15 protein-coding genes are annotated in these 19714 nt (G+C 66.8%); 9 read left to right on the forward strand and 6 right to left on the reverse strand.

The window, feature by feature from the left end; translation table 11 throughout:
• Positions 1 to 20: 20 nt before the first annotated feature.
• Entirely contained in the window at positions 21 to 1634 is a 1614-nt protein-coding gene (locus DCO49_RS07910; protein WP_116863570.1) for an ATP-binding protein, read from the reverse strand.
• A 385-nt stretch (positions 1635 to 2019) separates the two neighbouring features.
• Between DCO49_RS07910 and sucC the strand changes: the two genes are divergently transcribed.
• The 3 genes from sucC to DCO49_RS07925 all read left to right on the forward strand — a co-directional run bounded on the left by sucC (position 2020) and on the right by DCO49_RS07925 (position 5926).
• Positions 2020 to 3189, forward strand: coding sequence for an ADP-forming succinate--CoA ligase subunit beta (sucC, locus tag DCO49_RS07915; protein ID WP_079222939.1), 1170 nt, complete (start codon positions 2020 to 2022; stop codon positions 3187 to 3189).
• A gap of 21 nt (positions 3190 to 3210) precedes the next feature.
• Entirely contained in the window at positions 3211 to 4086 is an 876-nt protein-coding gene (gene sucD, locus DCO49_RS07920; protein ID WP_116863571.1) for a succinate--CoA ligase subunit alpha, read from the forward strand.
• A 205-nt stretch (positions 4087 to 4291) separates the two neighbouring features.
• Positions 4292 to 5926, forward strand: coding sequence for an NAD+ synthase (locus tag DCO49_RS07925; protein ID WP_116863572.1), 1635 nt, complete (start codon positions 4292 to 4294; stop codon positions 5924 to 5926).
• Between the two features lie 127 nt (positions 5927 to 6053).
• Here DCO49_RS07925 and DCO49_RS07930 read toward each other — a convergent pair whose 3' ends face one another.
• Positions 6054 to 6938, reverse strand: a complete 885-nt coding sequence (locus DCO49_RS07930) for an outer membrane protein assembly factor BamD (protein WP_116863573.1) — start codon at positions 6936 to 6938, stop codon at positions 6054 to 6056.
• Positions 6939 to 7051: 113 nt separating this feature from the next.
• Here DCO49_RS07930 and rluD point away from each other — a divergent pair, with 113 nt between their 5' ends.
• Genes rluD through DCO49_RS07945 form a run of 3 tightly spaced genes read left to right on the forward strand, consistent with a single transcriptional unit; the run spans position 7052 to position 9224 of the window.
• Positions 7052 to 8041 (forward strand): 23S rRNA pseudouridine(1911/1915/1917) synthase RluD, encoded by a 990-nt coding sequence (gene rluD, locus DCO49_RS07935; RefSeq protein WP_116863574.1) that lies wholly within the window; start codon positions 7052 to 7054, stop codon positions 8039 to 8041.
• On the forward strand, positions 8041 to 8808 hold the full coding sequence (gene pgeF / locus DCO49_RS07940) for a peptidoglycan editing factor PgeF (RefSeq protein ID WP_116863575.1): 768 nt from the start codon (positions 8041 to 8043) through the stop codon (positions 8806 to 8808). The genes rluD and pgeF overlap by 1 nt, the downstream gene beginning before the upstream one ends.
• Positions 8805 to 9224, forward strand: coding sequence for a thiol-disulfide oxidoreductase DCC family protein (locus DCO49_RS07945; RefSeq protein ID WP_116863576.1), 420 nt, complete (start codon positions 8805 to 8807; stop codon positions 9222 to 9224). Before pgeF ends, DCO49_RS07945 begins: the two co-directional genes overlap by 4 nt.
• Positions 9225 to 9344: 120 nt before the next feature.
• Here DCO49_RS07945 and otsA read toward each other — a convergent pair whose 3' ends face one another.
• The 4 genes from otsA to DCO49_RS07965 all read right to left on the reverse strand — a co-directional run bounded on the left by otsA (position 9345) and on the right by DCO49_RS07965 (position 15941).
• The gene (gene otsA, locus DCO49_RS07950; RefSeq protein WP_079222928.1) at positions 9345 to 10709 is read right to left on the reverse strand and encodes an alpha,alpha-trehalose-phosphate synthase (UDP-forming); all 1365 of its coding nucleotides are present in this window, start codon (positions 10707 to 10709) and stop codon (positions 9345 to 9347) included.
• Positions 10706 to 12487 carry a glycoside hydrolase family 15 protein gene (locus DCO49_RS07955; protein ID WP_116863581.1) on the reverse strand — a complete coding sequence of 594 codons (1782 nt, stop codon included), beginning with the start codon at positions 12485 to 12487 and terminating at the stop codon, positions 10706 to 10708. Before DCO49_RS07955 ends, otsA begins: the two co-directional genes overlap by 4 nt.
• 39 nt (positions 12488 to 12526) lie before the next feature.
• Positions 12527 to 13285 carry a trehalose-phosphatase gene (gene otsB / locus DCO49_RS07960; protein ID WP_116863577.1) on the reverse strand — a complete coding sequence of 253 codons (759 nt, stop codon included), beginning with the start codon at positions 13283 to 13285 and terminating at the stop codon, positions 12527 to 12529.
• A gap of 223 nt (positions 13286 to 13508) precedes the next feature.
• On the reverse strand, positions 13509 to 15941 hold the full coding sequence (locus tag DCO49_RS07965) for a TonB-dependent receptor (RefSeq protein ID WP_116863578.1): 2433 nt from the start codon (positions 15939 to 15941) through the stop codon (positions 13509 to 13511).
• A gap of 244 nt (positions 15942 to 16185) precedes the next feature.
• On the opposite strand from DCO49_RS07965, the gene DCO49_RS07970 reads away from it, so the two are divergent.
• From DCO49_RS07970 to DCO49_RS07980, 3 genes are all read left to right on the forward strand, one after another.
• Positions 16186 to 16662, forward strand: a complete 477-nt coding sequence (locus DCO49_RS07970) for a DUF3574 domain-containing protein (protein WP_116863579.1) — start codon at positions 16186 to 16188, stop codon at positions 16660 to 16662.
• 36 nt (positions 16663 to 16698) lie between these two features.
• Positions 16699 to 17556 carry an SH3 domain-containing protein gene (locus tag DCO49_RS07975; protein ID WP_116863582.1) on the forward strand — a complete coding sequence of 286 codons (858 nt, stop codon included), beginning with the start codon at positions 16699 to 16701 and terminating at the stop codon, positions 17554 to 17556.
• 110 nt (positions 17557 to 17666) lie between these two features.
• Complete coding sequence (locus DCO49_RS07980; RefSeq protein WP_116863580.1) at positions 17667 to 19385, forward strand: thiamine pyrophosphate-dependent enzyme; 1719 nt, start codon at positions 17667 to 17669, stop codon at positions 19383 to 19385.
• The last annotated feature ends 329 nt before the right edge of the window (positions 19386 to 19714 follow it).

Consider the following 19714-nt stretch of genomic DNA (forward strand, 5'->3'; position numbering starts at 1 on the left):
CAAATGTTTGACGCGGCGGATCAATGCGGAAGCAGGGTGTGCGGGCCGGGCAGAACCAAGCGGAAGCAGGAGCCGCCGGCCGGCACGGGGATGTAATCCAGGCGCGCCTGGTTGGCCCGGCACAGCTCGCGGGCGATATACAGCCCCAGACCGGTGCCGTGCTCGGAGGTGGTGAAGAAGGGGCGGAACAGCTGCGCAGCCACGGCCTCGGGGATGCCGGGGCCGCGGTCCATCACATCGATCACCGCGCTGCGCTCGTGCTGGGCCACGCGCAGGCGCACGCGCGCCGGCTGCTCGCCGATGCGGCCGTACTTCAGCGCGTTGTGGACCAGTACGGTCAGCACCTGGTAGAGGTGGCGGCTGTCTACCAGCGCGGGCACCGAGGTGTCGTTGATGATCGGCTCAATGCTGTCCGTTTCCAGGGTCTGGCCCTGCTTGTACTCCAGCACGAAGCGGCGCACGAAGGCGGCCAGGTCGACGTTTTCGGGGTTGGCGCGCTCGCGGCGGGCCAGGCCCAGTACGCTCTCGACGATGCCGTTGGTACGCTGGCACTGCTGGTGGATGATCTGCAGCAGGCGGCGGTCGCTCTCGTTGAAACCGGTGCCTTCTTCCAGCAGCTGCACGGCGTAGTTGATGGCCGCCAGCGGGTTGCGGATCTCGTGCGCCAGGCTGGCCGAGAAGCGGCCCATGGCCGAGAGGGTGAGCGACTCGGCACGGCGCGAGACCACGCTGGAGTCGTCCAGGAAGACCAGGGCCAGCTCGCTGCCGGCCAGCAGGCGGGCAAACCGGGGCTGTACCTCGGGCTGGTCGGGGTTGAGCTGCAGCGGCAGTTCGTCCTGGGCCCAGCCGTTGCGCCAGCGGGTCAGGCGCCGGGCCAGTTCGGGGGCGATGCTGGCCAGGTCCAGCTGGCCGGTCTCGCCGACCCCGTCGTTGTCGCCCAGCAGCTGGGAGGCTGCTTCGTTGGCCAGGGTGATGCGGTTGTCGCCATCAACGACGATCACCCCGGTGCGCATGCGGCGGATGATCAGCTCGTTGATCTGGAACAGGTTGGCCACTTCATCGCCGCGCTGGTTGGCCAGCTGCTGGTTGCGGCGCGCGCGGTTGCCGACCTGGTAGCTGATGAAGGCCAGGGCCAGGTAGCTGGTGGCAAACATCGCCAGTTCGGCCAGGGTGCGGGTGGGGTCACCGCCCTCCAGCACCTTCCACAGGTACTCGGCGGCGGTGGCGACGCTGGCGGCCAGGGCCAGCACCAGCCCCCAGCTGAGGGGCAGCAGGGTGGCCGCGGCGGCGATGTTGAACAGCAGCGACATCGAGATGCCGGCGCTGGCACCGGGCAGGGCGTGGGCCAGCAGGCTGGCGGCGATGATGTCCAGCAGCACGCCGGTGACCACGATCGGCAACAGCCAGCGCTCGCTGCGGCCCACCACCAGCAGCAGCAGGGACAGCGCCAGATAGGTGGCCCCGACGCCGTACGCCAGGCGCGGGTGGTGCGCTTCGCCGACCATGGCCGACAGCGGGCTGTACAGCAGCGCGGCGATGACCGAGGCGATCAGCACGCGGTACAGCGCGAAGAAATACAGCTCGCGCCGGGGAATCGATTCGATGCGGTCGATCAATGAAGCACTGGGTGACACGCCGGAACTCCCCTTCTGGCTGCCTGGAACTGGATCTGACGGCGTTGGCACTGCAGCGTACCCGATGTTCCCCCGACCACCGGACGCATGCTTTGTAGAGTCGAGCCATGCTCGACTCTACCTCGACGCCACGCCTCCCAGTATAGGCCTGTGGAAGCGGTTTCCTGCGCAATCGGACCGGGCCGGGCCCACGGGGCCGCCCCGCCAGGGCGGCGCAACTGCCTGAATGACGGTGGAAATCTGGCCGGGTCTGGCCTTTTGTCCATACTTCTTTGCGCCCCGGCGCCGGCTCGGCCACAATAGTGGGCCCGCCGCGGTCCATGCCGGCGCCCCGCCGGGGCCCCTGAGGAATTGCGTGCGGTCGTTCCTATTCCCACGGTGACGCATGAATTTCCACGAATACCAGTCAAAACAGCTGCTTGCCGAGTACGGCATCCCGGTCCCGGCCGGCAAGGTCGCGGCGACCCCGGACGAAGCAGTCGAAGCTGCCAACTCCCTGGGCCAGGGCCCCTGGATGGTCAAGGCGCAGATCCACGCTGGCGGCCGCGGCAAGGCTGGCGGCGTCAAGTTCTGCAAGACCACTGACGACGTGAAGGCCGCTGCGGCCAAGATGCTCGGCACCAAGATGGCTACCTACCAGACCGCAGGCGTTGAACTGCCGGTCAACCTGGTGCTGGTGACCACCGCCGGCGAGATCGTCAAGGAACTGTACCTGTCGGTGCTGGTTGACCGTGGCACCAAGACCATCACCTACATCGCTTCTTCGGAAGGCGGCGTGGAGATCGAGCAGGTTGCTGCTGAAACCCCGGAGCTGATCCACTCGCTGAACGTCGACTTCGTCGAAGGCGTGCAGGGTTACCACGGCCGTGATTTCGGCTTCAAGCTGGGCCTGACCGCCAAGCAGGCCGGCCAGTTCGCCAGCATCATGGTGAACCTGTACCGCCTGTTCAACGAAAAGGACCTGGCCCTGGTTGAAATCAACCCGCTGGCCATCCTGGACGACGGCAACCTGTACGCGCTGGACGGCAAGTTCGACAGCGACGACAACGCCGCCTTCCGCCAGAAGGCCCTGGTAGCCATGCGCGACAAGACCCAGGAAGATCCGACCGAAGTGATCGCTTCGGAACTGGACATCAACTACGTCACCATGGACGGCAACATCGGCTGCATGGTGAACGGCGCCGGCCTGGCCATGGCCACCATGGACGTCATTAAGCTCAACGGCGGCGAGCCGGCGAACTTCCTGGACGTGGGCGGCGGTGCCAACAAGCAGCGCGTCATCGAAGCCTTCAAGCTGATCCTGTCCTCGGACAAGGTCGAAGGCATCTTCGTCAACATCTTCGGCGGCATCGTCCGCTGCGACATGATTGCCGAAGGCATCATCGCCGCCGTGAAGGAAGTGGGCGTCAAGGTTCCGGTCGTGGTCCGCCTGGAAGGCACCAACGTGGAAGAAGGCAAGCAGCTGCTGCGTGACAGCGGCATGGCCATCATCCCGGCTGACAACATCAACGATGGCGCCAAGAAGATCGTTGAAGCTGTCAAGAACGCTGCCTGATACCGACACCAAGGAATTCCAATGTCTGTTTTGATCAACAAGAACACCAAGGTGATCGTGCAGGGCTTCACCGGCCAGCAGGGCACCTTCCACGCCACTCAGATGATCGAGTACGGCACCCAGGTCGTCGGCGGCGTGACCCCGGGCAAGGGTGGCACCACCCATATCGACCTGCCGGTCTTCAACACCGTTGCCGACGCCGTGCAGAGCACCGGCGCCAACGCTTCGGTCATCTACGTGCCGCCGCCGTACGCGGCTGACGCGATCCTGGAAGCCGCGGCTGCCGGCATCAAGGTCATCGTCTGCATCACCGAAGGCATCCCGGTGCTGGACATGCTGCGCGTCAAGAACGTGCTGACCCGTGCCCACCCGGACACCGTGCTGATCGGGCCGAACTGCCCGGGCGTCATCACCCCGGGTGAGTGCAAGATCGGCATCATGCCGGGCCACATCCACAAGCCGGGCAAGATCGGCATCGTGTCGCGTTCGGGCACCCTGACCTACGAAGCGGTCAAGCAGACCACCGAAGTCGGCCTGGGCCAGTCCACCTGCATCGGCATCGGTGGTGACCCGATCAACGGCCTGAACTTCGTCGACTGCCTGAAGCTGTTCAACGAAGATCCGCAGACCGAAGGCATCATCATGGTCGGCGAAATCGGCGGTGACGCTGAAGAAGCCGGTGCCGAGTACATCAAGAACCACGTGAAGAAGCCGGTCGTCGGCTTCATCGCCGGTGCGTCGGCTCCGGCCGGCAAGCGCATGGGCCACGCCGGTGCGATCGCCTCGGGCGGCAAGGGCACTGCCGAAGGCAAGTTCGCCGCCATGGAAGCTGCCGGTGTCGTCACCGTCCGCTCGCCGGGCGACCTGGGCGCTGCCATCGCCAAGCTGGTGAAATAAGATCGACTGCCTCTGGCAGACGCTCTTGTAGAGTCGAGCCATGCTCGACTTGCTTGAAACAGAAGAGCCGCCTCCGGGCGGCTTTTCTGCGTCTGGCGGTATGCCGGCCGGCCCATCCACGCATGGCGTGGATCTACTGGGGATGGTCAGGCGGGCGCACGGTGCGGCGTTACAATGGGTCATTGCAACCACAGGCTGGATTCCCATGGCTTCGATCCGCATCGCGATGGCGCAGTTCGACTTTCCCGTCGGCGATGTCGCCGGCAACACCGAGCGCATCATCGAGATGATCGGCCAGGCGCGCGAAGAGTACGGCGCCGAGCTGGTGATGTTCCCCGAGCTGGCGGTGAGCGGCTATCCGCCGGAGGACCTGCTGCTGCGTCCGGGCTTCCTTTTTGAGTGCGAACAGGCGCTGGGCCGCATCGCCGCTGCCTGCCGTGGCATCACCGCCGTGGTCGGCTGGCCGCAGGCCGCCGGTGCGGTGGTCTATAACGCTGCCAGCGTGCTGCGTGATGGCCTGGTCGAGCGCACCTACCGCAAGCGCGAGCTGCCCAACTATGCCGTATTCGACGAGCGCCGCTACTTCGACGTGGACCCGGACGGCGGCAGCTGCGTGTTCGAGGTCAACGGCGTGCCGGTCGGCCTGCTGATCTGCGAGGACCTGTGGTTCGCCGAGCCGCTGGCCGACACCGTGCGCGAGGGTGCGCAGCTGGTGGTGGTGCCCAACGCCTCGCCGTATGAGCGCGGCAAGCATGCCCAACGCGATGCGGTGCTGGCCGCGCGCACCCGCGAGAGCGGGGCGGCGATTGCCTACCTCAACGTGGTCGGTGGCCAGGATGCGCTGGTGTTCGACGGTGCCTCGGTGGTTGCCGACGGCGACGGCACCGTGCACCCGGCGGCGGCGGCCTTCGTCGACCAGTGGCTGGTGGTGGACTACGACGGCGAAACCCGCCGCTTCCTGCCGCACGTGTGGATGGACGATGGCGACGAGAGCATGGACGCGCTGGCCTGGCGTGCGGTGACCCGCGGCATCCAGGACTACTGCCGCAAGAACGGCTTCAAGAAGGTGTGGCTGGGCCTGTCCGGCGGCATCGACTCGGCGCTGGTGCTGGCCCTGGCGGTCGACGCGCTGGGCGCGGAGAACGTCACCGCCGTGCGCCTGCCGTCGCGCTATACCGCCGGCATGTCCAACGACCTGGCCGCCGAACAGTGCGAAGCGCTGGGCGTGAAGCTGGAAGCGGTGTCGATCGAGCCGGCCTTCAAGGGCCTGATGGAAGCGCTGGCGCCGATGTTCGAAGGCACCACGCCGGACGTGACCGAGGAGAACCTGCAGTCGCGCAGCCGTGGGGTGATCCTGATGGCGCTGGCCAACAAGTTCGGCGGCCTGCTGCTGACCACCGGCAACAAGAGCGAGTACGCGGTGGGCTACGCCACCATCTACGGCGACATGTGCGGTGGCTACGCGCCGCTGAAGGACCTTTACAAGACGGAGGTGTTCGGCCTGTCCAAGTGGCGCAACACCGTGGGCGGCGCGCCGGTGATCCCGCCGGCGGTGATCAGCCGCCCGCCGTCGGCCGAGCTGCGCGACAACCAGCTGGACCAGGATTCGCTGCCGGCCTACGACGTGCTGGACGGCATCCTGTACCGCTACGTGGACCAGGAGCAGTCGCGCACGGAGATCGTGGCCGCCGGCTACGATGCGGCCGTGGTCGATCGCGTGCTGCGCCTGGTGCGCATCAGCGAGTGGAAGCGGCACCAGGCCGCGCCGGGCCCGAAGGTCTCGCGCCGGGCGTTCGGCCGCGAGCGTCGGTACCCGATCAGCAATGGGTTCGAGGGGTGAGGTAACGGCCATCCACGCATGGCGTGGATCTGCTGTAGAGCCGAGCCCATGCTCGGCTTGAAGCCGGAAGCAGTCGAGCATGGCTCGACTCTACAAAAGGAAAGGGCCCCTTGCGGGGCCCTTTTCTTTATTTCTTTTCCAGCCGCGCGTTGCGCTGGCCGGTGCTGGCCGATTTCTCGCCGGCAAACGGGTTCAGCTTGCGGATCATCCACGGGTACTTCGGCCACTTGCCTTCCAGCCACGGGTGCTGCGGCTGGTTCAGCGTCAGCACGCGACGGGCGTCGTCGGCCAGGGTCTTGTTGCCCAGATGGGTGTAGGACTCGCCAAGCACCGCCACGGCGTCGTACTGGAAGGCGCTCTGCGGGTAGGTTTCCAGCAGGTAGTTGGCGCGGCCGGCGGCCGAGACGTAGGCGCCGCGACGCAGGTAGTACAGGGCGTTGTCCAGCTCGTGCTGGGCGAACACGTCACGCAGCTCGATCATGCGCTGGCGCGCATCGGCGGCGTAGCGGCTGTTCGGGTAGCGGTCGACCACGATGTTGAAGTCAGAATACGCCTGGTGCGGCGTGGACAGATCGCGGCGGCTCGGGTCCAGGGACCATACGCGACGCAGGAAAACCGTATTGCGGTTGGAGTTGGCCAGGCCGCGCAGGTAGTACAGGTACGCGATGTTGCGGTGGGTCGGGTAGGTACGGATGAAGCGGTCGATGCTCGACACGGCGTCATCGTGCTTGCCGGCCTTGTACTGGGCGTAGGCGGTTTCGATCATCGCCTGCTCGGTGTACGGGCCGTACGGGTACTGGGCCACCAGGCGGCGGAAGCTGGCTTCGGCGCCACTCCAGTTGCCACCCTGCATCAGCTTGTGGCTCTTGTCGTACAGTTGTTCGACCGGCGTTCCTTCATCGGGGCGATCACCCTTGGCGCCGCGATGGCAACCAGTGGCGGCGATGACCAGCACCAGCAGCAGGGCGGTGAGGCGGACGGGCGCAGAGAGCATGGAGGAGCGTCGGATCATGGGGTCAAGGCGGGACGCGTCTGGAATACGAAGGGTCGATGATAGCCTAGTGTCCTGTCCAGCGACTGAAACCGGTCGGCCGGACCCCAAAATTTCGAAGATACCCCCCTGCCATGTCTGAACAATCCTCCGAATCGGCCCGCCAGGCCATCGTCCCCGATACCTCCGCCGGCCGTCGTTTCGACGCGGTCGTGGCCGAGCTGTTCCCCGAATACTCGCGCTCGCGCCTGACTGAATGGATCAAATCCGGCGATGTGCTGCTGGACGGCGCCCAGGCCCGCCCGCGCGATCCGCTGCGCGGCGGTGAAGTCGTCACCCTGACCGTGGTGATGGAAACCCAGACCGACGCCCAGCCGGAGGACATCCCGCTGGACGTGCTGTTCGAGGACGAGCACCTGCTGGTGATCAACAAGCCGGTCGGCCTGGTGGTCCACCCGGGCGCCGGCAACCACAGCGGCACCCTGGTCAACGCGCTGCTGTACCGCGATCCGTCGGTGGCAGTGCTGCCGCGCGCGGGCATCGTGCACCGCCTGGACAAGGACACCAGCGGCGTGATGGTCGTGGCGCGCACCCTGGAAGCGCAGACCGCGCTGGTCGAGCAGCTGGCCGCCCGTGACGTGCACCGCCAGTACCTGGCCATCGTGATGGGCGCCCTGGTCGCCGGCGGTACCGCCGATGCCCCGATCGACCGCCACCCGCGCGACCGCCTGAAGATGGGCGTGCGCGAGGACGGCAAGGAAGCGATCACCCATTACCGCCTGCGCGAGCGCTTCCGTGCGCACACCGCGCTGGAATGCCGCCTGGAAACCGGCCGCACCCACCAGATCCGCGTGCACATGGCGCATATCCGCCACCCGATCGTGGGTGACCCGCTGTACGGTGGCGCGCTGAAGCTGCCCAAGGGTGCCAGCGACGAGCTGGTTGCCACCCTGCGCGGTTTCAAGCGCCAGGCCCTGCACGCCGAGACGCTGGAGTTCGTGCACCCGATCACCGGCGAGCAGGTGCGCAACACCGCACCGGTGCCGGCCGACATGCTGCACCTGATGAAGGTGCTGCGCGAAGACAGCGCGGCCTTCGCCGAGCGCGAGCGGGACCGCTGGTGATGGATGCCGCGCTGCCGCTGCTGCAGGCCGACTGGCCGGCGCCCCCGGGCGTCCGCGCGCTGACCACGCGTCGGCATGGCGCGGGCATCTCGCCGGCGCCGTTCGCGCAGTTCAACCTGGGCAACCGGCACGCGGCCGATGGTGATACCCCGGCCAACGTCGAGCACAACCGGCAGCTGCTGCAGCAGGGCCTGTCCCTGCCGTCGGCACCGCACTGGCTGCGCCAGGTGCATGGCACCACCGTGCTGCGTTTCGATGCAGCCCCGGTGGCCGGCGCCAGCGAGCCGGTGGCCGATGCCGCGGTGACCTCGGTGCGGGGCGTGGTGCTGGCCATCCTCACCGCCGACTGCCTGCCGGTGGTGTTCACCGCCGTCGACGGCAGCGAGATCGGTGCGGCGCATGCCGGCTGGCGTGGCCTGGCCGACGGCATCCTGGAAGACACCGTGTCCGCCATGAACACTCCGGCGGCGCAGCTGCGGGCGTGGCTGGGCCCGGCGGCCGGCCCGCAGGACTATGAGATCGGCGAAGAGGTCTACCACGCCTTCGTCGGCCACGGCCCGGGCGCGGAAGAGGCCTTCGTCGCCACCCGCGAAGGGCACTGGAAAGTGGACCTGTTCGCCCTGGCCCGGCAGCGGTTGCAGGCGGCAGGGCTGGACCCGCTCAACATCCACGGCGGCACGGTTTCGACCATGACCGACCCGGATCTGTACTCGCACCGTCGCGACCGCCGTACCGGGCGCATGGCGACCCTGGTGTGGATGGAATGAAGCCCGTTGGCGGTCCCAACCAGACGGCGGTGATCGTCTTCGACGGCGTCTGTGCGCTGTGCAGCCGCTGGGTGCGCTTCCTGCTGCGGTTCGACCGGCAGGGGCGGTACCGCTTCGCGGCGATGCAGGGCGCGCAGGGCAGTGCCTTGCTGCGCGCTCACGGCCTGGACCCCAACGACCCACTGTCGTTCCTGCTGGTGGACGCGCAGGGTGCCTGGACCGATACCGACGCAATCCTGCGCGTGCTGACGGGACTGGGTGGCCTGTGGCGCGTGGCAGGCGTTCTGCGCCTGCTGCCGCGGGCCTGGCGCGACGTAGCCTACCGCGCGCTGGCGCGCAACCGCTACCGCTGGTTCGGCCGCCACGACACCTGCTACCTGCCCACTCCCGGACAGGCCACGCGCTTCCTCGATTGACCGACGCCGTCTGCTCTTTTGTAGAGTCGAGCCATGCTCTGCCGTATTTGTAGAGTCGAGCCATGCTCGACTGCTCCTCCAGCAGTCGAGCATGGCTCGACTCTACAAGAACAGGAGCGGTTACCCTTCCAGTGCTTCCAGGTAGCTGCGGCGCCAGTGGTTGATGTCGTACGTCCGCAGGTGGTCCATCATCGCGTGCCAGCGTTCCTGGCGGCGGCGCAGCGACATCGTTGCCGCGGTGGCGATGGCATCGGCCACGCCGTCCAGGTCGTGCGGGTTCACCAGCAGCGCCTGCTTCAGTTCGTCGGCCGCACCGGCCAGCAATGACAGCACCAGCACGCCAGGATCGTCCGGGTCCTGCGAGGCGACGTACTCCTTGGCCACCAGGTTCATGCCATCACGCAGCGGAGTCACCAGGCCCACCGCCGCAGCGCGGTAGAAACCGGTCAGCGTGGCGTGGGTGAAGTTCTGGTTGACGTAGCGCAGGGGCGTCCAGTCGGGCTCGGCATGGCCGCCGTTGATGTGCCCGGCGATCTGTTCCAGCTGGCTGCGCAGCTGCCGGTACTCGGTGACATCGCCACGCGACACCGGGGCGATCTGCAGGTAGGTCAGCGAGCCGCGCTGGTCGGGGTGCCGCTCCAGGTAGCGCTCGAAGCCCTGGAAGCGTTCGGGCAGGCCCTTGGAATAATCCAGGCGGTCCACGCCGATCGCCAGCTGGCGGTCACGCAGGCTGCTGCGCAGGTTCTTCACCGAGGGCTTGGTCGCTGCCGTGGCGGCCTGGCGGGCAATCAGGTCGGTATCGATGCCGATCGGGAAGGCGGCCGCGCGGAAACGGCGCCCGCCCGGGGCTTCCAGCCGGCCATCTTCCAGTACGCGGCCGCCGCCGAACAGGCGCAGGTAGGTCTGGAAGCGGTCGGCATCGCGCTGGGTCTGGAAGCCGACCAGGTCGTAGGCGTACAGCGAAGAGAACAGCCGCAGGTGGTCGGGCATGGCCTGGAGCAGGTCGGCCGACGGCATCGGGATGTGCAGGAAGAAACCGATCCTGCAGCCGATGCCACGCTCGCGCAGCATCGCGCCCAACGGAATCAGGTGGTAATCGTGGATCCAGACGATATCGTCCTCGCGCAGCAGCGGCGCGAGCTTGTCGGCGAACAGCGCATTGACCTTGTGGTAGGTCTCGCGGGTGCCGCGGTCGTAGTCGACCAGATCCAGCCGGAAGTGCAGCAGCGGCCACAGCGTACGGTTGGAGAAGCCGTTGTAGTAGCCATCCACATCGCGCTTGGCCAGGTCCATGGTGACGTACTCGATGTCACCGTCCTTCTGCTGGTGCAGCGTGCCGCTGGCATCCTTCGCGTTCTTGCCGCTCCAACCGAACCACATGCCGCCGCGCTCTTTCAGCGCGGCCAGCAGGCCCACGGCGAGGCCGCCGGCGCGGCTTTCCCCGGGCACCGCGACCCGGTTGGAGACAACCACCAGACGGCTCACGAGGCCTCCTGCCAGGAACGCGACAGGCGCATGGCGGCGGTGATCAGGCCGACGTGCGAATAGGTCTGCGGGAAGTTGCCCCAGGCTTCGCCGCCATCGAAGGCCAGATCCTCGGACAGCAGGCCCAGGTGGTTGCGCTGCTTCAGCAGCAGCTCGAACATCTCGCGCGCTTCGTCCATGCGACCGATCGCTGCCAGTGCGTCGATGTACCAGAACGTGCAGATGGTGAAGCTGGTTTCCGGTTCGCCGAAGTCATCCGGCGCCACGTAGCGGTACAGCGAATTGCCGTGCTTGAGATCGCGGCCGATGGCTTCGACGGTGGCAATGAAGCGCGCGTCCAGCGCATCGATGAAGCCGATGTCGGCCAGGAGCAGCAACGAGGCATCCAGGCGGTGGCCGTCGAAGGTATCGGTGAAGTGGCCGAGGTCTTCGCTCCACGCTTTTTCCATGATGCGTGCGTGGATGGTGTCGGCACGCTCGCGCCAGTAGTTCGCGCGGTCGTCGAGCTTGAGGCGCACGGCGATCTTGCACAGGCGGTCACAGGCCGCCCAGCACATCGCGCTGGTGTAGGTATGCACTTCGGTGCGGCCGCGGAATTCCCACAGGCCTGCATCGGGCACGTCGTGCAGCGCAAACGCCTGCTCGCCCAGCGGTTCCAGGCGCGCGAAGGTGTGCGCATCGCCCGGATCCTGCAGGCGGCGGTCGAAGAACAGCTGGGTCGATGCCAGTACCACGCTGCCGTAGACATCGTGCTGGCGCTGTACCCAGGCCAGGTTGCCGCGGCGCACCGGGCCCATGCCGCGGTAGCCGGACAGCGTGGGTACTTCATCCTCGTCCAGCTTGGCTTCGAAGCCGATGCCGTACAGCGGCTGCAACGTGCCGTCGGTGGTGGCCAGGTTGAAGATGTAGCCGAGGAACTGTTCCATCGTGCGGGTGGCGCCGAGGCGGTTCAGCGCACGCACCACGAAGGCCGCATCGCGCAGCCAGCAGTAGCGGTAATCCCAGTTGCGCACGCTGCCGGGCGCCTCGGGAATGGACGTGGTCATCGCCGCGATGATCGCGCCGCTGTCCTCGTACTGGCACAGCTTCAGGGTGATCGCGCTGCGGATGACCGCGTCCTGCCACTCCAGCGGAATGGACAGGTAGCGCACCCATTCGCGCCAGTAATTGGCGGTGCGCTGGAAGGCTTCCTGGACGTAGCCGCTGATGGAGCGGTTGAGCGATTCATCCACGCCCAGGATCAGGTGGACGGGGTGGTTGAGCACGAACGGCAGGCCCTCGCGCACCATGCGCACGGGCACGTCGGTGGTCAGCCGCAGCACGTGCTCGGGCAGGATCCAGCGCACGTGGTTGCTGCCCCAGGTCGATTCGGGCACGCGTGCGCCCCAGTCGGCCAAGGGGCGCGCCAGCACGGTGATGCGCGGGCTGCCGGTCAGCGGGCGTACCTGGCGGATCAGGCTGACCGGCCGGTAGAAGCGGTCGTTCTGCCGCCAGCGCGGGGCGAAATCGAGGATTTCCAGCGAGCCGCCGTGGCTGTCATGCAGCACGGTGCGCAGGATCGCGGTGTTGGTCAGGTATTCCTGTTCGCTGCTGGCGAAGTCTTCCAGCTCGATGGCGAAGTCGCCGCCGGTCTGCTGGTTGGGCCCGAGCAGGGCGCAGAAGGTGGGGTCGCCGTCGAAGGTGGGCAGGCAGCTCCAGACAACGCGGGCATGTTTGTCGACCAGGGCGCCGAAGCTGCCGTTGCCGACCACGCCCAGATCAAGATCGGGTTGGGTCATCACGCGGTACATCTCGGTTGCGGCCGTGGGGTGGCCGGGTCAATACGCATTTTCACGCAGCCAGGCGTGCACGCTGCGTATGTCAGGCAGCGCGAACACCGCCGCGCTGGGTTCACGTTCGCCGATCAGCACGCTCCAGCCGTGCTGTCCGTTGGCGGCCTCGAACCCGAACTCATCGGTGAGGTCATCACCGAGGAACACCGGCAGGCGGCCACGGAAGGGCAGGTACTGCATCAGCCGGCGCACGGCGCGGCCCTTGTCGGTGCCGACGGGCACGAATTCAATCACGTGGTCTCCGGGCTGCAGCCGATAGCTTGGCCGGCCGCGGGCATGGCGTTCGGCGAACGTGCGGACCTCGTTGGCGGCATGCGGCGCACCCCGCCAGTGCAGGGCCATGCCAGCGCCTTTTTCTTCCACAAGCACGCCGGGGTAACCATGCGCGAAGCGCATGGCCTGCTGGTGCAGGGCATGCAGCCATTCGGCGGTGTCGTCGTCCTGTTCTTCACGCAGCACGCGCCCATCCTCGCCACGCAGTTCGTGGCCGTGCAGGCCGGCGGCCGGCAGTTGCAGGGGAGCGAACAGCTGGTCCAGCTGTTCCAGTGGGCGGCCACTGACGAGGGCGACCGCGCCTTCGAGGCGGTCACTGATACGGCCGATGGCTTCACGCACATCAGGCAGGAGCTGCACGGCATCCGGGCGCGCAGCGAATTCTATGAGGGTGCCGTCGACATCGAGGAACAACGCACAGGCGTCGTCCAGCAATGGCGGTGGCGGACGCAGGGGGAGCGGTTCAGCCATACCGACCAGATTGCCAGCAGCGGCGTGTAGGGCAGGTCGAGGCGAGGCGACAATTCGTCGGGGATGCCGATCATTGTCCGGTGGGGCCGACCGTTGCCAACCGGCCGGTCCGCACCCACCAGAAAAGGTGAGTAGGTGCCGACCGTTGGTCGGCACGGAGGGTGGTGCGGACCAACGGTCCGCACCCACCAGAAGGGGTGGGTTTCACACCCACCGAGAGCGGTCAGAACGTGTAACGCACGCGGCCGTAGTAGTACGCGCCGTTACTGCCGATCGGCGACAGTACGTCGTACGGCAGATTGCCGTAGTAGTAGATATCCTCGTTGGACTTGTCCGGATAGTTGTCCGTCAGGTTCTGCCCGCCGATGGCCACGCTCCACTGCTTGCTGAAGCGGTATTCCACTTCGGCATCCAGCTGCCATTCGGCCTGGTAGGTCTGGCGCGGAATATAGCCATCACCGAAGTTGAACACGCGGGTGGCACTGCCGTAGCGGTTGACGCGGCTGCTCAGCGACCAGTGGTCGTTGCTCCAGGCGGCCGACAGGCTGGCACGGGTACGCGGGGTCGCATCGGTCAGCGTGTTGGTTTCTTCGATGCCGAACAGCACGTAGTCCGCGTCCAGCGCCTGCAGCTGGGCCGGGGTGGCCAGCACGTTCTTCAGCGTGGTCTTGGTGTAGGCGTAGGTGCCGGTCAGCAGCAGCTGGCCATCGCCCAGCGCCTGGCGCCAGTTGGTCACCAGCTCGGCACCGCGGGTGCGGGTGTCGGCGGCGTTGACGAAGAAGCTGGCGCTCTGCAGGCCGGTAACGCCGTAGTTGGCGGCCACGAAATTGGTCAGCGCATCGCCGGTGATGCTTTCCGACAGCGCGATGCGATCGTCGATGTCGATCTGGAAGAAGTCCAGCGACAGGTCGAAGTGTTCACCGATGCGGCTGGTGAACCCCAGCGAGGTGTTCAGCGACTTCTCCGGCTTCAGGTCCTGCGCACCGAGGCCACGGGCGATCGGGTTGTTGACCGACAGCAGGCGGCCCTGCACCAGCTGGCCGGCGGCGTTGTAGCCGGTGGAGGTGGATTCGTAGCCGATCTGCGCCAGCGACGGCGCGCGGAAGTTGTTGGAGATGGCACCGCGCAGGGCGAAGGCCGGGGTGAACTCGTAGCGCAGGCCCAGCTTGCCGGTCAGCTCGCCACCAAAGTCGTCGCTGTGCTCGTAGCGTGCGGCCAGGTCGGTGGAGAAGTGGTCGCCGAACTGGCTGGCCAGGCTGGCATAGGCACTGGCCACGTCACGCGCCAATGAAGCGGCGTCCTGCGGGGTCAGGCCGCCACCGGCCTGCGAGCCGGTCGGGCGATCGGTGTACGGGCCGGCCGCGTAGCTGGACGGGTCGCCCGGACGGGTCTGGTAGCGCTCATGGCGCACTTCCGCGCCCAGGCCCAGGGTGTGGGTGACGCTGTCGCTCTGCGAGAACACGCGGCTCAGGTCGAGGTTGCCCACGGTCTGTGCGTACTGGTAATCAGCGGTCTTGAAGCGGGTCGGGCTGGTCGGGCCCAGCGAAGCGTTGATCGAATCGCGCAGGCGGTAGGTGAAGTCGTTCTGGCCGTAATCCACGCTGCCGTCGTAGCTCCATTCGCCCCACTGGCCGCGCACGCCTGCCACGGCCTGCACGTCGCGGTTCTCGCCTTCGGAAATCGGGCGGTAGCCGTTCGGGTACACCTCCTTCCAGTTGGCGTCGCTGTCGGGGTAGCGGAAGTAGTTCGCGCCTTCGGTATCACGCTGGTTGAAGGTGCCGAACGCATAGAACGTGGCGGTCTTGCCCACCGGGATCTCGGTGTTCAGCCACAGGTTGATGTCCTTGCTGGCGCCATCGCCGAGCACATAATTGCGCTTGCCCTGCAGCGCCAGGTTGGCGTCGGTCTGGTCCCACGGCGGAATCTGGTCGAAACCGGCGCGGTTGGTGCCGTTGCGCTTTTTGTATTCCAGGCCCACGCGCAGGAAACCGCCATCGTCGCCCAGCGAAGTGCCGACCTTGGCGCTGAAGTTGCCGGTCTGGCCATCGGTGAGGGTGCGGCCGATCGGCTTGAGATCGGTGTGGTTGGCACCGTAGCTGGCTTCGATCTCGCCGCCGTCGCCGCCGTTGTCCAGGATCACGTTGATGACGCCGGCCACCGCATCGGAGCCGTACAGCGCGCCGGCGCCATCACGCAGCACTTCGATGCGCTTGATGGCGCTGACCGGGATCGAGTTGAAGTCGACCGGGGTGGTCCCCTTGCCGATCTTGCTGTCGGTGTTGACCAGCGCGGTGTGGTGGCGGCGCTTGCCGTTCACCAGCACCAGCACCTGGTCCGGCGACAGGCCGCGCAGCTGCGCGGCACGCACGTGGTCGGCACCGCCGGAGTTGGACTGGCGCGGGAAGTTGAACGACGGCAGCAGGGCCTGCAGCGCGCTGCCCAGCTCGCCGTTGACCACGCCGGCCTTGCGGATGTCCTCGGCGGTGAGCACGTCCACCGGCGAGGTGGATTCGAGCACGGTGCGGTCAGCGGCGCGGGTACCGGTGACGATCACCGTGTCCAGGTTGGTGGCTGCATCCTGGGCAGAGGCCAGGGCAGGGGACAGGGCGAGCGCGATGGCGAGGCCGAGCGGCGACGCGGACAGGCGGAGGGACATGCGGACTCCAGCAACTACGACGTGGGGAAGGGGCGGGGGGAGAGATGGTTTCACTTACATCCATCCGGATGAAGCGATATATTATCTTGGCGTGAGGAGGGGGTGTGACGCAAGCCCCGTTTCCGATCGCATCAGCTGATGCCCCTGTGGCATGAGTGATCGGTTGCAACCGCAACCGAAACGCAGGTGTACCCTCCGTGCCCCTTCGATCCGCTTTTTCCCCTTCCCCGGAGTGCTGTCCCCCATGAAACACCTTGGCCTGATCTTTGCCGTGCTGCTGGCCACCAGCGGCTGCGCCAGCCTGTCCTCGAAGACACCCAGCGCCTACGCCGCTACCGCCGAGATGCAGGGCGATGCCGCGCGGCCGTCCAACGGCACGGGCTGGGTGCGCAGCGAGCTGTACTTCGGCGTGGGCGAGGAGCAGGGTGCCGGCGACCGTCCGCAGGCCGATACCATCAGCGAGGCGCAATGGCGCGCGTTCCTGGACAAGGAAGTGACCCCGCGCTTCCCCGATGGCCTGACCGTGTTTGATGCCTACGGCCAGTGGCTGTTCCGCGGCGATGCCTCGCCCAACCGCCTGCGCACCAAGGTGCTGGTGGTGCTGCACGAAGACAGCCCGCAGCGCCGCGCCGACATCGAAGCCATCCGCCTGGCGTGGAAGCAGCAGACCAAGCACCAGTCGGTGCTGTGGTCGCGGCAGGCGGTTGACGTATCGTTCTGACCTGGAGGCGCCAGCCTGGCGCCGCAGGGAATGACGATGAAACACAGCGAGACGGTGGTTGGCATGCTGCTGGCGGGTCTGCTGGTGCCGCTGGCGCAGGCTGCTGACAGCGATGCGCCGTTGCGCTTCGAGGCAGCGCCCGGCGTTCGCGTGCAGGCTGAGGTAATCGAGGACGGCAGCATCGACGTGCAGCTTCTGCCCTCGGGCACACGGCTGAGCCTGCCGGGTGCCCCTGACGCCGACGGCAATTCCCGGCTGTCGGCCGAGGATGTTGATTTCGACGGGCGTGCCGAACTGGTGGCGCGGGCGTCGGTCGGCATGGTCAACGAAGCGGTGGCGGTGTATCGGCTCGATCCGGCCAGCGGCGGATTCCGCGCGCTGCAGGCCGAAACCCACGGGCATGACAACTGCGGCGGCCTGATGGGCCTGACCGTCGACGCCGCCACCCGCACCCTGACCAGCAGCTGCCGCAGTGGACCGATGTGGTACACGGACCAGTATCGGTTCGACGGTACGAAGTTGTACCTGTATCGCTCCGAAGACGTGCTGCGGCTGGGCGATGCGCTTGATACCGCCCTGCAGTGGGAGCAGGCCGACGAACAGGGGCCGCTCGCGGTATGGCGTACCCACGATGTATCCGGCCACGTGCTGGAAAGTGCCATTGCCGATGGGTTGAGCGCGCCCGCCACTGGCGAACCGCTGCGCGGCCAGCAGGCCACGGTGGTGCCCAAGCGCCTGTTCCTGTTCGACCGGCCCGCTGCCGCCAGCACCAAGCGCTACCTGGTGCAGGGCGACCGCGTGGAGATGCTGGATGAGCAGGACGGCTGGGTGAAGCTGCGCTACCGCAGCCCCAAGCACGGCGCGATCGAAGGCTGGATCAACGTCAACGATTGACGCGTCGCCGGTCCGCAGTTTGCTCAACAAGGCGGTCGGCTTCTTGCCCACGGGAGCATCACCTGGCCGGGTCTAGCCTCGGGTTTCTCCCCCGAACCGGCTGTGCCCTCATGACCAAGCGCGTTGCAGAGATCGTCATCGACACCCTCCAGCAGGCGGGTGTCCGCCGCTGTTACGGCATCGTGGGCGATACCTTGAACCACGTAACCGATGCGATGCATCGCAGCGATATCGAATGGGTGCACGTGCGCCACGAAGAGGTGGCTGCGTTTGCCGCCGGTGCCGATTCGCTGGTGAGCGGGCAGCTGACTGCCTGCGCGGGCTCGTGCGGGCCCGGTGGCCTGCACTTCATCAACGGCATCTTCGAAAGCAACCGTAACCGCGCACCGATGGTGCTGATCGCCAGCCAGATCGTCACCAGCGAACTGGGCATGGAGTTTCCGCAGGAAGTGGATTTCAAAGCGGTGTATGGCAGCTGCACGGTGTTCTGCGAGCAGGTGCACAGCCCCGAACAGGCACGACGCGTGGTGGCGCTGGCCTGCCAGGCTGCGATCAGCCGTCGCGGCGTGGCGGTGGTGATCCTGCCGGCGGACATCAGCGAGGCCGAGGTGAAGCACGATGTGCCGTTCTCGGTGCATTACGCCCAGTCAGTACTTCGCCCCTCCGATGCGGAGCTGCAGCGCATCGCCGAGCTGCTGGGGCAGGGCAAGCGCATCGGCATCTATGCCGGCGCCGGCTGCCAGGGCGCGCATGCGCAGCTGCTGGAACTCGCACGGCGGCTGCAGGCGCCGGTGGCGCACACCTCGCGTGCCAAGGATTTCGTCGAGCCGGACAACCCCTACAACATGGGCATGACCGGCATCTTCGGCATCGAGTCGGGCTTCCACACGCTGATGGAGTGCGACACGCTGCTGCTGCTCGGCGCGGACTTTGCCTGGGGCCAGTTCTACCCGGACAAGGCGACGATCATCCAGGTCGACCGCGATGGCAGCCACCTGGGCCGTCGCCACCCGGTCAACCTCGGCGTGGTGGGCGATATCGCACCGACCCTGGACGCGCTGCTGCCGATGCTGCCGCCGCGCGAGGACAGCACCTTTCTCGACGAGTGCATCACCCACCGCGACAAGGCGCTGCAGAAGCGCGAGCAGGAAGAACAGCCGGGCGAAGGCGAGCTGATCCACCCGCAGCACCTGACTGCGCTGCTGTCGAAGCACGCCAGCGACGATGCGCTGTTCACTGCCGATGGTGGCTCGCCGATGGTCTGGGTACTGCGCCATATCCGGGTGAACGGCCGCCGCCGCACCCTGACCAGCCTGCTGCACGGCACGATGGCCAACGCGATGCCGCAGGCGCTGGGCCTGCAGAAGGCATTCCCCAGCCGGCAGGTGATTTCCCTGTCCGGCGATGGTGGCTTGGCGATGCTGCTGGGCGACCTGCTGACCGCGGTGCAGGAAAACCTGCCGATCAAGGTGGTGGTGTTCAACAACGGCTCGCTGAATTTCGTCGAGCTGGAGCAGAAGGTGGAGGGCCTGCTGGACAACTACACCGACCTGAAGAATCCCGATTTCGGTCGCCTGGCCGAGGTGATCGGCTTCCACGGCCGCACGGTGACCCGCAGCGAGGACCTGGAGGAAGCGGTGCTGGACTTCCTGGCCCAGCGCGGCCCGGCCCTGCTGGATGTGCACACCAGTCGCGCGGAGCTGGTGATGCCGCCGCAGATCGAAGCCAAGCAGGTGGCGGGCACGGCGCTGTATGCGGCCAAGGCGGTGTTGAATGGCCGCTTCGATGATGTGAAGCACCTGCTGGTGGACAACTTCCTGAAGAAGTAAGGGTGGGTTTTGATGCAGGGCTGCGCCCTGCACCTGCCGAGGCCAGAGCAAGATCAAGAGCCCGCTATTCGTGGGATGGCGGGGTGGGTCCGGTTGAGGGTGGGGGCCGACCGTTGGTCGGCACAGTAGAGCCACGCCATGCGTGGATATCGAAAGAGTGATCGGAGTGATCTTCTGTAGAGCCGAGCCATGCTCGGCTCAAGACTCGCGCGTACAGCAGCCGAGCATGGGCTCGGCTCTACAACGAGAGCCTGCCTTCGATCTTTTGATTCTCTTCCGTGGCTGCCGCGCGCAGGAAACTGTCAGGGCCGGGCGGGATGGGGTGCGCA

Origin of the sequence: Stenotrophomonas sp. SPM (genome assembly GCF_003105135.1) — a bacterium.
Lineage (GTDB): Bacteria > Pseudomonadota > Gammaproteobacteria > Xanthomonadales > Xanthomonadaceae > Stenotrophomonas.

What these genes read in the sequence shown, in the direction of transcription:
- DCO49_RS07975 (WP_116863582.1), top strand. Translation starts at nt 16,699, where the DNA reads ATGAAACACAGCGAGACGGTGGTTGGCATGCTGCTGGCGGGTCTGCTG.
- DCO49_RS07955 (WP_116863581.1), bottom strand. Translation starts at nt 12,487, where the DNA reads ATGACCCAACCCGATCTTGATCTGGGCGTGGTCGGCAACGGCAGCTTC.
- DCO49_RS07965 (WP_116863578.1), bottom strand. Translation starts at nt 15,941, where the DNA reads ATGTCCCTCCGCCTGTCCGCGTCGCCGCTCGGCCTCGCCATCGCGCTC.
- DCO49_RS07980 (WP_116863580.1), top strand. Translation starts at nt 17,667, where the DNA reads ATGACCAAGCGCGTTGCAGAGATCGTCATCGACACCCTCCAGCAGGCG.
- otsB (WP_116863577.1), bottom strand. Translation starts at nt 13,285, where the DNA reads ATGGCTGAACCGCTCCCCCTGCGTCCGCCACCGCCATTGCTGGACGAC.
- DCO49_RS07945 (WP_116863576.1), top strand. Translation starts at nt 8,805, where the DNA reads ATGAAGCCCGTTGGCGGTCCCAACCAGACGGCGGTGATCGTCTTCGAC.
- DCO49_RS07925 (WP_116863572.1), top strand. Translation starts at nt 4,292, where the DNA reads ATGGCTTCGATCCGCATCGCGATGGCGCAGTTCGACTTTCCCGTCGGC.
- pgeF (WP_116863575.1), top strand. Translation starts at nt 8,041, where the DNA reads ATGGATGCCGCGCTGCCGCTGCTGCAGGCCGACTGGCCGGCGCCCCCG.
- sucD (WP_116863571.1), top strand. Translation starts at nt 3,211, where the DNA reads ATGTCTGTTTTGATCAACAAGAACACCAAGGTGATCGTGCAGGGCTTC.
- sucC (WP_079222939.1), top strand. Translation starts at nt 2,020, where the DNA reads ATGAATTTCCACGAATACCAGTCAAAACAGCTGCTTGCCGAGTACGGC.
- rluD (WP_116863574.1), top strand. Translation starts at nt 7,052, where the DNA reads ATGTCTGAACAATCCTCCGAATCGGCCCGCCAGGCCATCGTCCCCGAT.
- DCO49_RS07970 (WP_116863579.1), top strand. Translation starts at nt 16,186, where the DNA reads ATGAAACACCTTGGCCTGATCTTTGCCGTGCTGCTGGCCACCAGCGGC.
- DCO49_RS07930 (WP_116863573.1), bottom strand. Translation starts at nt 6,938, where the DNA reads ATGATCCGACGCTCCTCCATGCTCTCTGCGCCCGTCCGCCTCACCGCC.